At 74.8% G+C, this 14,548-nt stretch carries 13 protein-coding genes and 1 riboswitch; of the genes, 5 read left to right on the forward strand and 8 right to left on the reverse strand.

Annotated features, from left to right (window positions below):
• Positions 1 to 45: 45 nt before the first annotated feature.
• Positions 46 to 1,878 carry an ABC transporter ATP-binding protein gene (locus tag DWV08_RS03095; RefSeq protein ID WP_115412463.1) on the reverse strand — a complete coding sequence of 611 codons (1,833 nt, stop codon included), beginning with the start codon at positions 1,876 to 1,878 and terminating at the stop codon, positions 46 to 48.
• Positions 1,875 to 3,638 carry an ABC transporter transmembrane domain-containing protein gene (locus DWV08_RS03100; RefSeq protein WP_115412464.1) on the reverse strand — a complete coding sequence of 588 codons (1,764 nt, stop codon included), beginning with the start codon at positions 3,636 to 3,638 and terminating at the stop codon, positions 1,875 to 1,877. The genes DWV08_RS03095 and DWV08_RS03100 overlap by 4 nt, the downstream gene beginning before the upstream one ends.
• A gap of 153 nt (positions 3,639 to 3,791) precedes the next feature.
• On the opposite strand from DWV08_RS03100, the gene DWV08_RS03105 reads away from it, so the two are divergent.
• The 5 genes from DWV08_RS03105 to DWV08_RS03125 all read left to right on the forward strand — a co-directional run bounded on the left by DWV08_RS03105 (position 3,792) and on the right by DWV08_RS03125 (position 7,529).
• Positions 3,792 to 4,412: a mycothiol-dependent nitroreductase Rv2466c family protein gene (locus DWV08_RS03105; protein WP_115412465.1), complete on the forward strand. Its 621-nt coding sequence runs from the start codon at positions 3,792 to 3,794 to the stop codon at positions 4,410 to 4,412.
• A gap of 70 nt (positions 4,413 to 4,482) precedes the next feature.
• Complete coding sequence (locus DWV08_RS03110; RefSeq protein WP_115412466.1) at positions 4,483 to 4,965, forward strand: ribose-5-phosphate isomerase; 483 nt, start codon at positions 4,483 to 4,485, stop codon at positions 4,963 to 4,965.
• Positions 4,965 to 6,017, forward strand: coding sequence for an Fpg/Nei family DNA glycosylase (locus tag DWV08_RS03115; RefSeq protein ID WP_115412467.1), 1,053 nt, complete (start codon positions 4,965 to 4,967; stop codon positions 6,015 to 6,017). The genes DWV08_RS03110 and DWV08_RS03115 overlap by 1 nt, the downstream gene beginning before the upstream one ends.
• Positions 6,014 to 7,033, forward strand: coding sequence for an alpha/beta fold hydrolase (locus DWV08_RS03120; protein WP_115412468.1), 1,020 nt, complete (start codon positions 6,014 to 6,016; stop codon positions 7,031 to 7,033). Before DWV08_RS03115 ends, DWV08_RS03120 begins: the two co-directional genes overlap by 4 nt.
• A 10-nt stretch (positions 7,034 to 7,043) precedes the next feature.
• Positions 7,044 to 7,529: a GNAT family N-acetyltransferase gene (locus tag DWV08_RS03125; RefSeq protein ID WP_115412469.1), complete on the forward strand. Its 486-nt coding sequence runs from the start codon at positions 7,044 to 7,046 to the stop codon at positions 7,527 to 7,529.
• Positions 7,530 to 7,602: 73 nt separating this feature from the next.
• On the opposite strand, the gene DWV08_RS03130 is transcribed toward DWV08_RS03125, so the two are convergent.
• From DWV08_RS03130 to DWV08_RS03155, 6 genes are all read right to left on the reverse strand, one after another.
• Positions 7,603 to 8,043 (reverse strand): ankyrin repeat domain-containing protein, encoded by a 441-nt coding sequence (locus DWV08_RS03130; RefSeq protein ID WP_115412470.1) that lies wholly within the window; start codon positions 8,041 to 8,043, stop codon positions 7,603 to 7,605.
• A 32-nt stretch (positions 8,044 to 8,075) separates the two neighbouring features.
• Complete coding sequence (locus DWV08_RS03135; RefSeq protein ID WP_338142898.1) at positions 8,076 to 10,241, reverse strand: ATP-binding cassette domain-containing protein; 2,166 nt, start codon at positions 10,239 to 10,241, stop codon at positions 8,076 to 8,078.
• Complete coding sequence (locus tag DWV08_RS03140) at positions 10,238 to 10,819, reverse strand: ECF transporter S component (protein WP_115412471.1); 582 nt, start codon at positions 10,817 to 10,819, stop codon at positions 10,238 to 10,240. The genes DWV08_RS03135 and DWV08_RS03140 overlap by 4 nt, the downstream gene beginning before the upstream one ends.
• A gap of 44 nt (positions 10,820 to 10,863) precedes the next feature.
• Positions 10,864 to 10,968, reverse strand: a riboswitch (TPP riboswitch).
• A gap of 62 nt (positions 10,969 to 11,030) precedes the next feature.
• Entirely contained in the window at positions 11,031 to 11,597 is a 567-nt protein-coding gene (locus tag DWV08_RS03145) for a hypothetical protein (protein ID WP_115412472.1), read from the reverse strand.
• Positions 11,594 to 13,624 (reverse strand): M13 family metallopeptidase, encoded by a 2,031-nt coding sequence (locus DWV08_RS03150; protein WP_115412473.1) that lies wholly within the window; start codon positions 13,622 to 13,624, stop codon positions 11,594 to 11,596. The genes DWV08_RS03145 and DWV08_RS03150 overlap by 4 nt, the downstream gene beginning before the upstream one ends.
• Before the next feature lie 98 nt (positions 13,625 to 13,722).
• Entirely contained in the window at positions 13,723 to 14,517 is a 795-nt protein-coding gene (locus DWV08_RS03155) for a hypothetical protein (protein ID WP_115412474.1), read from the reverse strand.
• Between the last annotated feature and the right edge of the window lie 31 nt (positions 14,518 to 14,548).

The raw sequence follows: 14,548 nt of genomic DNA on the forward strand, positions 1-14,548 counted from the left end.
GACGCGCCCCGCGTCCGGACCGCCCCGCCTCGGGACCGCCGCGCCTCAGGAGGACCAGGCCTCCCACAGCCGGGAGTACGCGCCGCCGGCGGCGACCAGCTGCTCGTGCGAGCCCTGCTCCACCACCGCGCCATCGGCCATCACCAGGATCCTGTCCGCCACCCGCGCCTGGGACAGGCGGTGGGCGACGATGATCGTGGTGCGGCCGCGGGCCACCTCGAGCGCCGCGCGCTCGAGCACACGGGCCCCGGAGGAGCCCTCGTCGGCCGTGGCCTCGTCGAGGATCAGCACCGCCGGGTCCTGCAGCGCGATCCGCGCCAGGGCCAGCTGCTGGGACTGCTCGGCGGTGAGCCGTTCGCCCTTCTCGCCCACCTCGGTGTCCAGCCCCTTCGGGAGCCGGTCCACCCAGGCCAGGGCGTCCACGCGGCGCAGCGCCCGGCGCAGCTGCTCGTCGTCGGCGCGCGGCGCCGCGAGCTGGAGGTCCTCCCGCAGCGTGCCGCGGAACACGTGCACGTCCTGGCTGACGATCGAGGCGTGGGTGCGCACCGCCTCGAGCTCGGCGCGGGCGAGGTCCGCCCCGCCGTGCAGCACCCGTCCGTGGCGCGGCACCAGGGTGCCGGCGAGGATCGCCGCGAGCGTGGACTTGCCCGCGCCGGAGGCGCCCACCAGGGAGACCACCTCGCCCGGGGCGATGTCGAGATCGAGCGGCCGCAGCACGATCCGCTCCTCGCCGTGCTCGTCCTCGCCGTAGGCGTGCGAGACCTGCTCCAGTCGGATCGACGCGTCCTCGGGGCGCTCGTGGCCGGGGGAGGAGGCGGGATCGATCGAGGTGATCACTCCCACCATCCGGGAGAGGCTCGCCAGCGCGGACTGCACCTCGTCGAGGTTGAAGATCACCGCCATCATCGGCCAGAACAGCGTCACCAGGTACACGGCCGCCGCGGTGACCAGGCCCACGGGAGCGCCGCCCGCCTGCACCATCACGAAGCCGAACAGCAGCACCATCGCCAGCGCCAGGTTCTCCGGCACGTTCAGCACCATCACCAGGCGGCTCACCAGGTACATCACCTTCATGTTGAGCACGGCGGCGGTCTCCGAGAGCACCGCGACGTGGCGGGTCTCGCGGCGCTCGATGCCGTAGGCGTGCACCGTGGGGATGCCGTGGATCGCCGAGAGCAGGCCCTGGGCGCGAGCGCCCATCGCGATCCGCTCCCGCCGGTAGATCGGGGCGGTGCGCCGCAGGTACCAGGTGGCCGCCACCGCATACATCGGCACGATCACCACCACCATCAGCAGCAGCCAGGGAGACAGCGTCGCCATCCCCACCAGGGTGATCACCACCAGGAACCCCAGCTGGATGAGGTTGGGCACCAGGTTGTTCACGGCGCGGGCGGCGACGTCCACGTCATCGGCCACGCGGGACAGCGCGTCACCGATGCCGGTGGCCTCCATCGTCTGCGCCGGGAGGTCCAGCGCCCGGTCGATCACCTGCTCGCGCATCCCCGCGAGGATCCGCTGGCCCAGCGCCGAGATCAGCCACCAGCCCAGCGCCATCAGCAGCGCCTGCACCGCGCCGACGGCGAGGATCTGCCCGCCGAGCGCCCAGATGCGGTCGGTGCTGCCGCCGTCGGCGACCACGTCCACCGCGGAGCCGATCAGGCGGGGCAGGATCGCCGCGGCGACCGCGCCGCCGATGTTGACCAGCAGGGTCACGGCGGTGGCGACCCAGTGCTCGCGCAGCCGGGCTCCCATGAAGCGCATCGCCGTGCGGGCGTCCGCGATCGGCAGCAGCTGCGCGTGCTCGGCGAGCTGACGGCGCGCGGTCTCGTCCTCGCCCAGCACGTCCTCGAGGGGACGCTTCCAGTCGATCTCGCTCATCGTCGCACCACCTCCCGGTACTCCTCGGTGCCCATCAGCTCGGCGTGCGGTCCCTCCGCGACGGTCTCCCCGCTCCGCAGGAAGACCACCCTGTCGGCCTCCTGCAGGAGGGCCGGCGCCCGGGTGACCAGCAGGGTGGCCCGGTCGGTGCGGCGCCGGGCGGCGATCAGCGCCTCGGCGATGTTCTGCTCGGTCACCGCGTCCACGGCGGTGGTGGGGTCGTGGAGCACGAGCACAGGGGCGTCGGCCGCGACCGCCCGCGCCAGGGCGATGCGCTGGCGCTGCCCGCCGGAGAGATTCGCGCCGCGGTCCAGGATGCGGGTGTCGTAGCCCTCGGGGAGGATCCGCAGCAGGTCCTCGGCCCCGGCGGCGTGCAGGGCGCGGTCCCAGTCCTCGTCGCCGTCGGCGCCGGTGCCCTCCGGAGCGCGGGTGGCGAGCTGCTCGCGCAGCGTGCCGTCGAACAGGTCCACCACGTGCGGCTCGACCAGCAGATCGGCGCGCAGGCCGAGCCGGTCGCCCGGGGTGATCGGGCGCGTGCCCACGCGGGCGCCGGCGTCCACGCGGCCGCTCACCGCCTCCACCGCCTCGGCGGCGTCGTGCGGGTCCGCGCACACCAGCGCGACGATCTCCCCGTCCGCCACCGTGAGCTGCGGGAGGACGAGCCCACCGGCCGCGCCGCGCCGACCGGTGACGTCCCCGCGCTGCCCGCGCTCGTCCCGCTGGGTGGTGAGCACGTCCAGTCCCAGCTCCGGGTCGTCGACGCTGCGTCCCAGATCCGTGTACAGGTCCCGCACACGGCGGGCGGAGGTGGACATCGACGCCCACCACACCGGCACGCCGGACAGTCCCTGCAGCATGCCCATCACGTAGCGGGCCACGCCCACCACGGCGATCAGCACGCCGATCGAGAGGGTGCCGTCCAGGGTGCGCAGGGAGGCGAGCACCACCACGGCGGCCAGCATGGACCCGGTGACGAGCGTGGTGAGCCCGGAGGAGATGCCGGAGTAGCGGGAGTTGACCAGGGCGGCGCGCAGCGCCGAGCGGGAGCGACGGCGGTACACGGCGCGGGCCCGGGACTGCACGCCCAGCCCCTGCAGCACGCGCAGGCCGTGCACCAGATCGGTCGCGGTCGCCGCCGCCTCCGCCGCCTCGGACTGCTGATCGTCGTACCGCTTCGAGAGCGTGGGCGTGATCACGCGGATCACCACCACCATCACCACGATGCCCAGCAGCATCGACAGCCCCAGCCACAGGTCCATCGCCGCGAGATACACGGAGGCGACCAGCACCGCGAGCGTGGAGGGCACCACCCACGGGAGCATGTCCATGAGATCGGAGGCCTTGTCGGCATCGGAGGTGGCGATCGAGAGCACCTCCCCGGCGGGGCGCTGCACCGTGCGCGAGCGCGGGTCGAGCACCGCACCGGTGAGGCCCACGCGCAGCCGGTGGCGCTCCTGCATGCAGGCCTTCTGCGAGAGCAGGAACGTCCACACCCACAGCAGCACGCCCAGGATCCGCAGCCCGATCAGTCCCAGCGCGCCGAGCACCGTGAGGCGCAGATCGCCCGCGAGCACGCCGCGATCGATGATCAGGCCCAGCACGATCGGCATCGCCATCTCGACACCCTCGGCGACGGTGCCGAGAGGGAGGACGAGAGCGAGGGTGCGCCGATGGGCGCGGACGATCGAGGGCAGCACCCCCGGCGCGGAGGCGCGGGAGGCCGCGGGGGCCGCAGCGGCGGAGGAACGGGAGTCGAGCACGTGACGATCCAATACGTCGCGCCAGCGCAGTGCAATGTTTTTTGGGAATCTCGCGCCTCTCGGGGGTGTCGGGCCGGTCACGTGGGACAGGCCTCACCCCGCCGACGGCGCAGTGACACAATGGCGGCACCACATCCGAGCCGAGGAGGCCCCGTGACCGCTCGCCCCGTCGAACTGTTCATCGATCCCGTCTGCCCCTGGGCGTGGATGACCAGCCGCTGGCTGCTGCAGGCCGCGCAGGTGCGAGACATCGCCCCCACCTTCTCGGTGATGTCCCTGTCCGTGCTCAACGAGGGTCGGGACCTCGACGCCGGCTACCGCGAGATGCTCGACGACTCCTGGGGCCCCGCGCGGCTGGCGGTGGCGATCCGCCGCGCCGAGGGGCAGGAGGCGCTGGCCCGCTGGTACGGCGCCTGGGGCGCCCGGTACCACGTGGGCAGTGAGCACGGGGACCGGCGCGCGACCGCGGTCGCCGCGCTCGCCGAGGCGGAACTGCCCGCGTCGCTGATCGAGGCCTATCAGCCCGTCGCCGGCGACGAGATCGACCAGGCGCTACGCGCCTCGCACGACGGCGCGATCTCCCGCGTGGGCGACGAGGTGGGCACCCCCGTGATCGCCTTCGGCGAGGGCACCGCCTACTTCGGCCCGGTGGTCTCCCCGTCCCCCAAGGGGGAGGACGCCGGCAAGCTGCTCGACGCCCTGGCGACCATGTCCGAGATCGACGGCTTCTACGAGCTCAAGCGCACCCGCACCGGCGGCGTCGACCTCAGCTGAGCATCCGGCCCACGGCCCGGCGCCCTCCCTCCCACCCCACCCTCCCGCCCCTGAAGGAGCACCCCCTGCCATGCACGTGCACATCGGCACCGATCACGCCGGCTTCGAGCTGAAGAACCGCCTGGTCGCGGTCCTGCAGAAGAAGGGGCACGAGGTCACCGACCACGGCGCCCACGAGTACGACGCCCTGGACGACTACCCGCCGTTCTGCACGGCCGTGGGGGAGGCCGTGGCCGCCGATCCCGCCTCGCTCGGCATCGTGATCGGCGGCTCCGGCAACGGCGAGCAGATCGCGGCGAACAAGGTCGCGGGCGTGCGCGCGGCACTGGTGTGGAACGAGGACACCGCCCGGCTGGCCCGCCAGCACAACGACGCCAACGTCATCTCCGTGGGCGCGCGGCAGCACTCCGAGGAGGAGCTGGAGGCGCTGATCGATCTGTTCCTCGCCGAGCCGTTCTCCGGCGAGGAGCGGCACCAGCGCCGCATCGACCTGGTCGGGCGCTACGAGCGCACGGGCGGCTACGGGGACGCCCCGGCTCCCGCCGCCGGCTGATGCCGGAGGGCCATACCGTCCATCGCCTGGCCGCCGCCCTCGAGCAGGCCTTCGGCGGCAGACGGGTGCGCACCTCGAGTCCGCAGGGCCGCTTCCCCGAGGCGGAGCAGCTGGACGGGAGCGTGCTGCTGGGCGCCGAGGCCGTGGGCAAGCACCTGTTCCTGGCCCTCGCCCCCGCCGCGGACGTCCCCGCCGACTCCCCGGCGGTGCGACAGGTCCACGTGCATCTGGGCCTGTACGGCTCGTGGACCTTCGCGGGCGAGCCCGGCTTCGCCGACGCGCACGCGATCGGCGCGCCGCGGCTGCGCATGGGCGAGCGGGAGGAGGCCCACGGCGACGGCGGCCTCGACTGGCGGCGCCTGGTGCCCCGTCCCACGGTGCGGCTGCGGATCGCGGGCGAGCACGGCCTGGCCGACCTCACCGGCCCCACCGCCTGCGAGGTGCTCGATGCGCAGGGGAGGCAGGCGGTGCTCGACCGGCTGGGCCCCGATCCGCTGCGCGAGGATCCCGACGGCCGCGCACGACGTCGCTTCGTGGACGCGGTGCGGCGCTCCCGCACCACCATCGGCGCGCTGCTGATGAACCAGCAGGTGGTGGCCGGCATCGGGAACATCTACCGGGCCGAGCTGCTGTTCCGCGCCCGGCTGGACCCCTTCGTGCCCGGCCGGGAGCTCTCGGCGGGGATGTGCGAGGAGATGTGGGAGGACCTGGTCGCGCTGATGACCTACGGGGCGCGCACCGGCCGGATCGTCACGACCCAGCCCGCCCATCGCGACATCGAGGCGAGGATCGTGGAGCGCTCCCGCGGCACCCGGCAGAACGGGGACGAGGATCCGTCGGCGGTGCCGCGCGAGAAGTCCTTCTACGTCTACCACCGCCAGACCCTGCCCTGCCGGCTGTGCGGCACCACCGTCCGCTCGGCGGACCTCGCCGGCCGCACCGTGTTCTGGTGCCCGCGCTGCCAGCGGGTGCGCCGCCGTCGCGCCGGATGGACCCGTGAGCACCCCGCCACGCCCTGGGCGCTGGCCGACCCCGCCGCGCAGGTCGCATGAGTGCCCCGCCCCCGGTGACCGCGAGCGGGATGCTGCCCGTGAGCGACGGACACCGGATCCACTGGGAGGAGGCGGGCACCCGTGACGGCGTGCCCACCCTCTACCTGCACGGCGGGCCGGGCGGCCGGCTCACCCCCGGGCACCGGCGCAACGCCCCGGCGGGGCGGGCCCGGATGATCAGCCTGTCCCAGCGGGGCGCGGGAGCCTCGACGCCCTCCGCCGGTGCGCCCGGCGCCGCGGACCTGACCGGCCAGACCACCGCTCACCTGGTCGCGGACCTCGAAGCGCTCCGCGAGCACCTCGGGGTGGAGGCCTGGATCGTGCAGGGCGTCTCCTGGGGCTCCACGCTCGCCCTCGCCTACGCCCAGGCGCACCCGGAGCGGGTGCGCGGCGTGGTGCTGGTCGCCGTCACCTCCACCTGCCGCCGCGAGGTGGACTGGATCACCGAGGGCGTGGGCGCGCTGTACCCGGAGGCGTGGGACGCCTTCGCCGCCCTCGCCGAGGAGCACGCCGGCTTCGACCGCACCGACCGCTCCCCGCGGCGGCTGCGCCTGGTGGAGGCCTACCGCCGGATGCTCACCGGGGACGACGAGCACCTCGTCGACAGCGCCGCCCGTGCCTGGATGAGCTGGGAGGACGCCCACATCGGGATCGGTGCGGGCGGCCCCGCACAGACCCACGCCGTGCCGGCGCAGCAGGTGGTGGGGGAGTACGAGCGCGGCTTCGCACGGCTGGTCACCCACTACTGGGCGCACGACGGGTTCGTCGCGGACTGGGCGGTGCCCTGGGGCGCCGCGCCCGGCAGCGGGCTGCTCGGCGGCATGGCGCGCCTGGCCGGGATTCCGGGCGTGCTGATCCACGGCCGGCGCGACGTCTCCGGCCCCGCCCTCACGGCCTGGGAGCTGCACGGTGCCTGGCCGGGCAGCGAGCTGATCGTGGTCGAGGAGGAGGGACACGGCGGGCCGGCGATGGCCGGGCACTGGCGGGAGGCCGTGTCCCGGATGGTGGGCCCGTAGACTGCCGCGCATGCCCGCGCTGCACCACGCCCACCTGACCGAGATCGACCCCCGCACCGTGTACCTGCTGGCGATGCTGCGACAGGACGTGTTCACCCTCGAACAGGGCGCGACCGACGCGGATCTCGACGGCCGGGAGCTGGACGCCTCCACGGAGCTGCTGTGGTTCTCGCAGCCCGGGCCCCTCGCCGCCCGCGCCGGCCTGGACAGCGCCCCCATCGCGCACCTGCGGATCCTCCACGACGGGGACGTGGTGCGGATCGGGCGGGTGGCCGTGCACTCCGCGCACCGCGGCGGCGGCCTGGGCCGCGCTCTGATGGAGGCGGCGCTGGCACGGATCGCCGAGGTGTCCCCGCAGGCCGAGGTGCACCTCGATGCCCAGGCCCATCTCGAGCAGTGGTACGCCTCGATGGGGTTCGAGACCGTGGGCGGCGTGTTCCTCGAGGCGGGCATCGAGCACGTCGCGATGGTGCGCCGCCCCGCCGTGCGGGCGTGAACACCCCGCGCGGGCGTGAGCGTCCCCGCGAGGGCGTGAACCGCGCGGGCGTACGCCGCCCCGCCGCGCCAGCTCAGGCGCGAGGAGCCTCCATCAGCGCGGTGATCTCCGCGCGGTCGAAGTAGGCGGCGGTCTCCCGGGCGCTGGGGGTGCCGCGCTCCGGATCCGCCCCGGCCTCCAGCAGCGCCTCCGCCACCTCGGTGTAGCCCTTGAAGGCCGCGCCCGCCAGGGGGCTCTGCCCGCGGTCGTTGAGCAGGTCCACGTCCGCGCCGCGCCCGGCGAGCGCGGCCACCAGCTCGGCGTGGCCGTGGTAGGCGGCGAGCATCAGCGGGGAGTTGCCGGAGGCGTCGCGCAGATCCACCGGCGCGCCCCGGTCCACGGCGCCCAGGAGCGTGGCGCCATCCCCGGCGCGGGCGGCGTCCAGCAGCGCATGGGCGAGGGCGAGCACCGCCTCGTCCTCGGCGGCGGCGGGGCCGGCGGGTTCGTCGGGCTGAGGCGGGTTCTGCGCGGTCATGCCCTCAGGGTACGACGGGGGGGGACGGGCGATCACCCCACCAGCAGCTCGGCCAGTGCAGGCCACACCAGGAATCCCACCGCGAGCACCGCGCCCAGCAGGTCTGCCCGGCCCAGCGGGCTGGGCTCCGCCCAGGTGCGGCGGTCTGCCGCGGCGAAGCCGCGGGCGTCCATCGCGAGGGCCTGCTGCTCGGCGCCGCGCAGCGTGTCCACGAGCAGGGCGAGGGTGGCGCCGGCCAGCAGGCGCGGGGAGCGGACCCCGCCCAGGCCGCGGCGGCTGCGGGTCTCGACGATGGTGTCCCACTGCCGGCCCAGATGTCCCACCCGCACCAGGGCCACTACCGAGGCGACGACGGGACGGGCCGGCAGCCGCAGCCGCTGTCCCAGCGCGTCGCCCAGCGCGGTCGCCTCCACGCTCGCCAGCGCCAGCACCCCCGGGGCGACGAAGGCGGTGATCCGCGCCGCCTCCTTCAGGCCCAGCAGCCAGGCCTCCCCGGAGAGTGCCGGCGCCTCGCCGAGCAGTGCGGTGGTCCAGGCCAGCCCTGCCGCGGAGAGCAGGACCGGCAGCAGGCGCAGCGCGGCCCCGCGCGGCGTGCGCACGGCGAGCGGGGCCAGCAGCACGGTGGGCAGCAGGGCCAGCAGCCCGCCCTGCCAGGTCTGCACGGCGAAGGAGCCGATGGCGGCGAGGATCCCGAGGAGGCTGAGGGTGAGCGGGTTCAGCGCGTCGGCCGGGACGCGGCGCCGCGGCGGGGGCGGGGGAGTCGTGCTCGGGGGCGCCGGCAGCCGGCAGTGGTGGTCGGCGCGTGCGATGAGCTCCGCATCGTGCGTGGCGACCAGCACCGCCGCGCCGCGGGAGGTCGCCTCCGCGAGCAGGGCGCCCACCTCGTCCCGGCGGTGGGCGTCGAGGCCCACCGTGGGCTCGTCCAGCACCAGCAGGTCCGGGGCCTGGGCGAGGGCGGCGGCGATCGCCAGGCGGCGCTGCTCCCCGCCGGAGAGGCGGTGGGGGTGGACGTCGGCGAGGTGGGCGAGGCCGGCGCGGTGCAGCAGCTCCTCGGCGAGGTCCGGGTCCTCGGCCCAGGGGGAGGCGGTGACCTCGGCACGCACGGTGGCGGCGACGAAGGAGTGCTCGGGGTTCTGGGGGACGGCCGCGATCCTCTCCGGCGCGGGCCGGTCCACGGTGCCGCTCGCGGCCTCGGCGGCGCCCAGGAGGGTGCGCAGCACGGTGGTCTTCCCCGCACCGGACGGGCCGGTCAGCGCGGTGAGACGGCCGACGTGCAGGGCGAGGTCCAGCGGGGTGGTGAGCCCGCGGGACGGCACGGTGACCTGGCGGAGCGCGGCGATGACCTCGCCGTCCGGTGCGTCGGGCACCTTCCCGTCGGCCGCCTGCTCGTCGGGCACCGGTCCGTCGGTCGCCTGCTCGTCGGGCGCGTGCCCGTCGGCCGCGTGCCCGTCGGCCGCGAGCACCCCCGCCTCGCGCAGCAGGTCCGGGTGCGCCGCGAGCACCGCGGCGGGCGGGCCGTCGGCCAGCACCCGCGCCTGCGGTCCGAGCACCACCAGGCGGTCCATGTGCTCCAGCCACGGTCCCAGCCGGTGCTCCGCGAGCACGAGCGTGGCGTCGCGGGCGGCGGCGAGGATCGCCTCGCGCACCTGCTCCGCGGTCTCCTCGTCGAGCATGCTGGTGGGCTCGTCGAGCAGCAGCAGCGAGGGGTCCAGGGCGAGCGTGCCGGCCAGGGCGATCCGCTGCTGCTGGCCGCCGGAAGCGTCGAGCGGCGGGCGCGACGGCGCCACCCCCACCTTCGCCGCCGCCAGGGCGGCCGCGGCGCGCTCGTGGATCTCGGGCCGGGGCAGGGCCGCGTTCTCGGGGCCGAAGCAGGCCTCGCGGTGCGTGGTCGCCGCGACCATCGCGTGGGCGGGGTTCTGCAGCAGGAGCCCGGCCTCCCCGGCCCGTTCCGGCGGCTCCCGCAGCGCCGTGCCCTCGCCGTCCTCCGGGTCGAGGAGACCGGCGAGGGCGCGCAGCACCGTCGACTTCCCGCTGCCGCTCGCGCCCGCGAGCAGCACCCGCTGACCGGCGGGGATCTCGAGATCGAGCCCGGCGATGGTCGGCTCCCGGCGGGTCAGCGGTCGCCAGCGCAGACCGTCCAGGTGCAGGGCGGTCGCGGGAGGGGCGGCGGCGGGGGCGATCGGGGACCGCCCGGTCAGGCCTGGGCGGCGCGGGCGCGTTCCCGGCCCGCGGCCAGGGAGTCGACCGCGCCGGTGGCGGTGAGGGCCCGGGCCGCGACCCAGCCCAGCACCCCGCACAGCACCGCGCCGGAGAGCAGGAAGAAGCCGAGCATCGCGCCGGCGTACAGGCCGCTCATCTCCGGGTAGTAGGCGAACCGCTCCCACACCCATTCGAGCCCCGCGGCGAGCACGCCGCCGAGGATCGCGACCGGCAGGGTGTAGCGGCGGTAGCGGGTGAGGAGGAAGGCGAGCTCCACGCCGCCGCCCTGCAGCAGGCCCGAGACCACCGTGCCCCAGCCCCACTGGCCGCCCAGCAGCATCTCCAGCACGGCGGCGATCATCTCCGCCAGCAGCGCGGCGCCGGGCTTGCGCACGATCAGCGCCGCCAGCATCGCGGGCAGGAACCAGATCCCCGCCAGCAGACCCTCGGCGGGCTTGAACGCGGCGGTGAGCGGGCTGATGAGGGTGTAGAGCTGGCCGTAGCCGAGGAACGCGACGCCGAAGGCGGCGCCGATGAGCACGGTGACCAGCAGGTCCACGGTGCGGAATCGAGTCATCACTTCTCCTTCCAACCGGAAGGGGCACGGCACGCCGACGGCCTGCCGCGGAAATCCCGACTCCCTACGCCGGTGTGAACCGGATCAGGTTCGAGGGTCTGCGCTGCGCGCACTCTCAGCACCCTGGTGGTGCTCCCCTGTCAGCGGATGACGAACCCTCAGTCTACCCGCTCCGCCGCGGTCCCGGCGCCGCGGCGGAGCGGGGGACGGGTCACCGCCGGGCGCGCAGCGCCTGGTCGATCGCCTCGGCGGTCGCCTGCGGGTCCTCGGGGGAGAGGATGTAGCAGGTCTCCCCGCGTCCCATCATCTCCACCATGGTGCCGGGGCGGGTCACGAGCATCCGGTACGGCCGCTGCAGGGCGTCGACGGTGTAGATCTTCCTGTCGCCCACGGGGGTGAGCTCGGACGGCTGCGGGGTGCTGGCCCGGCCGCGCCGCCAGCCGTAGCCGCCCAGCGTCACGCCCACCCGGGACTGCGGCAGCTCTCGCAGCTGCACGGTGCGGAAGTCCTCCAGCGGCCAGGGCCGGCGGGGCAGGAACCCGCCCAGGCTCACGGTGACCCCGTGCTCGTCGACGACGAAGCGGGTGCTCTGCCCCATCCAGGTCCACAGCGCCAGCGCCCCGAACAGCGCCGCGACCAGCAGCGCTCCCAGCGGCGTGGAGCGCTGCGCCATCAGCACCACGAGCACCGCCCCGGCCGCCAGGGTGATCCCGATCCGGGTCCAGCCGATGGAGGAGGCGCGGGTGCGGCCCACGTAGAACGGCGGCTCGGGCCTCACCAGATCGCCACCCGCTCCTCGGGTGCGCGGTACATGCCGTCTCCCTCGCGCACGTCGAAGGCGGTGTGGAACTCCTCCAGGTGGCCGGCGACGGTGTTGCAGCGGAACTCCATCGGGGCGTGGGGATCCACGGCGAGGCGGCGGATCGCCTCCTGGGTGCGGTTGCGGCCCCGCCACACGGTGGCCCAGGACCAGAACACCCGCTGCAGGCCGGTGAAGCCGTCGATCTCGGCCTCCACCTCCTCGGCGTCGCGGCTGCCCAGGTACGCCTTCACCGCGATGGAGAGCCCGCCCAGGTCGCCGATGTTCTCGCCGATGGTGAGCGCGCCGTTGACGCGGTGGTCGTCGTCGAGCTCGCGGGGGGAGAGCTCCGAGTACTGGGTGATCAGGCGCGCGGCGCGGGCGTCGAAGGCCTCGCGGTCCTCGGAGGTCCACCAGGAGACGAGGTTGCCCTCGCCGTCGTACTTCGAGCCCTGATCGTCGAAGCCGTGGCCCACCTCGTGGCCGATCACCGCGCCGATCCCGCCGAAGTTCACGGCGTCGTCCGCCTCGGCGTCGAAGAAGGGCGGCTGCAGGATCGCGGCGGGGAACACGATCTCGTTGCGACCGGGGTTGTAGTACGCGTTGACCGTCTGCGGGGTCATGTGCCACTCGGTCTCGTCGATCGGCCCGCCCACCTTCGCGAACTCGAAGGCTGCCTCGAAGCGGCGGGACGCCCGCGCGGTGGCGACCAGGTCCCCGGGCACGATCTCCAGGCCGTCGTAGTCCCGCCACCGCTCCGGGTAGCCGATCTTCGGGGTGAACCGGGCGAGCTTCGCGAGCGCCTTCTCGCGGGTGGCCGGGGTCATCCAGTCGAGCTGCTCGATGGAGTCGCGGTAGGCGTCCATCAGCGCGTCCACCAGCGCGAGCATGCGCTCCTTGTGGGCGGCGGGGAAGTGCCGGGCCACGTACTCCCGGCCCACGGCGAAGCCCACCGCGCCCTCGACGAAGGCGACGCCGCGCTTCCAGCGCTCGCGCAGCTCCTCGGCGCCGGAGAGGGTGCGGCCGGTGAAGGCGAAGTCCTCCTCCACCAGGGCTGCAGGGCCGTAGGGGGCGTAGGCGGAGACGGCGTGCAGGCTCAGCCAGGTGCGCAGCACCGCCAGGTCCTCGCCGGCCAGGAGCTCCGCCGCCGCCTCGACGAACTCGGGCTGACCCACCGAGACCACCTCGAAGGCGGCGGCCGGCGCGCCGGTGCCCTCGATGTAGGCGTCCCAGGGGAAGGCGGGGGCGAGCGCGCGGCGGGCCTCGGCGTCCAACGGGTTGTAGGACTTCTCCCGGTCCCGCACCCGCACCACGTCCACGTGGCAGGCGGCCAGGCGGGTCTCGAAGTCCCTCACCGCCGCGGCCAGCGCCTCGGCGTCCCCGTCGAGCAGTCCGGCGCGTCCGGGCAGCCCGGCCAGGCGGGCCAGGGCCGCCAGGTGCGCGGTGTAGGCCTCGCGGATCTCGGCGTAGCGGTCCTCGCGGTAGTAGGACTCGTCGGGCAGGCCCAGGCCGCCCTGGTGGATCTTCACCTGGTAGCTGCTGGAGTCCTTGTCATCGGTCCACACGTAGGAGAGCAGCGCGGAGGCGCCCGAGTCCGGGGCGGCCATGGTGCGCACCACGCCGGGGAGGTCCTCGGTGCCGGCGATCGTGGCCAGCAGGTCCTCGAGCACTCCCATGCCGGCGGCCTCGATCGCCTCGGTGTCCATGAACATCCGGTAGAGCGCGCCCACGCGGGCATGGTCGGTCCGCGGCACCTCGGTGCCCTGCAGGTCGCGGGCGGCGGCGTCGTCCGCGGCCTCCTCGACGATCTCCCGCACCCGCTCCTCGGAGAGGTCGCGCAGGGCGTGGAAGGCCCCGTCGCTGGACCGGTCCGCGGGCATCTCGTGCTCGCGCAGCCAGCGTCCGTTGACGTGGCCGAACAGGTCGTCCTGGATCCGGGTGGCGTCGTCGACCTGATCGAGGGACAGGCCGGAGCGGCGGGTGGCGGGCGTGGGGGCAGCGGACATCATCGGCTCCTGCGGGGTGTGCGGTACGGGGTCAGCGGGGTGTGCGGGTCAGCGGGGCGGCGGGGTGCGCGGCGCCGCGGGTGCGGGGGCCGGCGAGGTCACAGGGCGAGCATGCCGAGCACGGCGAGCACCAGGGCAAGCAGGCCCAGGCCCACGGGGGCGTAGGCCCAGGGGCTGCGGGCGCGGTCGGCCGGCGGGCGGCGGTGCAGCACCAGCGTGGACAGGCCGATGCCGATCGAGAGCACCGCCGTGCCGATCACCAGCACGGGCGAGAGGATCACCAGCACCGTCGCGCCCACCTGGAACATCACGGTGCCCGCGACGTCGAGCAGACGCATCAGCACTGTGGAGCGGGCGCCCACCCGCTGCGACAGCAGGGTGGAGATCGCCTCCTTGGACCACTCGCCCGGGCGGGCGATCCGCTGCCGGGTGGCGACGGTCTGGGCGGTGGCGAGGATCAGCCACACCAGGGCGCAGCCGGCGCCCACCCACACCCCGAGCTCGGTGCGGAGGTCCGCCGGCCACAGCAGCACCGCCAGCAGCACCGCGGCGACGCGCAGCACCTCCTCGACCACGCTGCGCACGGCCAGCAGGCCCGGGTTCACCGCGAGCTGCCGGCGGGTGCGGGCCACGAAAAGGCTGGTCGCCACCAGGGAGATCAGCTGGAGGGCGCCCAGGGCGATGCCCAGCAGCAGCGGCACCGGGGTGACGGGGGCGAAGGGCAGGATCGCCAGCAGCAGCACGACGCCCAGCGCCGGGATCAGCAGCGCCTGGATCGACAGGCCCTTGACGAGGTCCCGCACCAGCTCCGATCCGGTGGGCGGATGGTCGTGGCCGGAGTGGTCGTGGGGGTCGTCGCAGTGCGCCGTGGAGGCGGCGGGGGTGTCGGTCATGGAGCTCCTTCTGGGTCCCCACCAGCGTACC

Source organism: Brachybacterium saurashtrense (assembly GCF_003355475.1).
GTDB classification, from domain to species: Bacteria; Actinomycetota; Actinomycetes; order Actinomycetales; family Dermabacteraceae; genus Brachybacterium; species Brachybacterium saurashtrense.

Coding starts and splice junctions, on each gene's coding strand:
- DWV08_RS03095 (WP_115412463.1), bottom strand. CDS start 1,878: ATGAGCGAGATCGACTGGAAGCGTCCCCTCGAGGACGTGCTGGGCGAG.
- DWV08_RS03110 (WP_115412466.1), top strand. CDS start 4,483: ATGCACGTGCACATCGGCACCGATCACGCCGGCTTCGAGCTGAAGAAC.
- DWV08_RS03115 (WP_115412467.1), top strand. CDS start 4,965: ATGCCGGAGGGCCATACCGTCCATCGCCTGGCCGCCGCCCTCGAGCAG.
- DWV08_RS03120 (WP_115412468.1), top strand. CDS start 6,014: ATGAGTGCCCCGCCCCCGGTGACCGCGAGCGGGATGCTGCCCGTGAGC.
- DWV08_RS03125 (WP_115412469.1), top strand. CDS start 7,044: ATGCCCGCGCTGCACCACGCCCACCTGACCGAGATCGACCCCCGCACC.
- DWV08_RS03130 (WP_115412470.1), bottom strand. CDS start 8,043: ATGACCGCGCAGAACCCGCCTCAGCCCGACGAACCCGCCGGCCCCGCC.
- DWV08_RS03140 (WP_115412471.1), bottom strand. CDS start 10,819: ATGACTCGATTCCGCACCGTGGACCTGCTGGTCACCGTGCTCATCGGC.
- DWV08_RS03150 (WP_115412473.1), bottom strand. CDS start 13,624: ATGTCCGCTGCCCCCACGCCCGCCACCCGCCGCTCCGGCCTGTCCCTC.
- DWV08_RS03155 (WP_115412474.1), bottom strand. CDS start 14,517: ATGACCGACACCCCCGCCGCCTCCACGGCGCACTGCGACGACCCCCAC.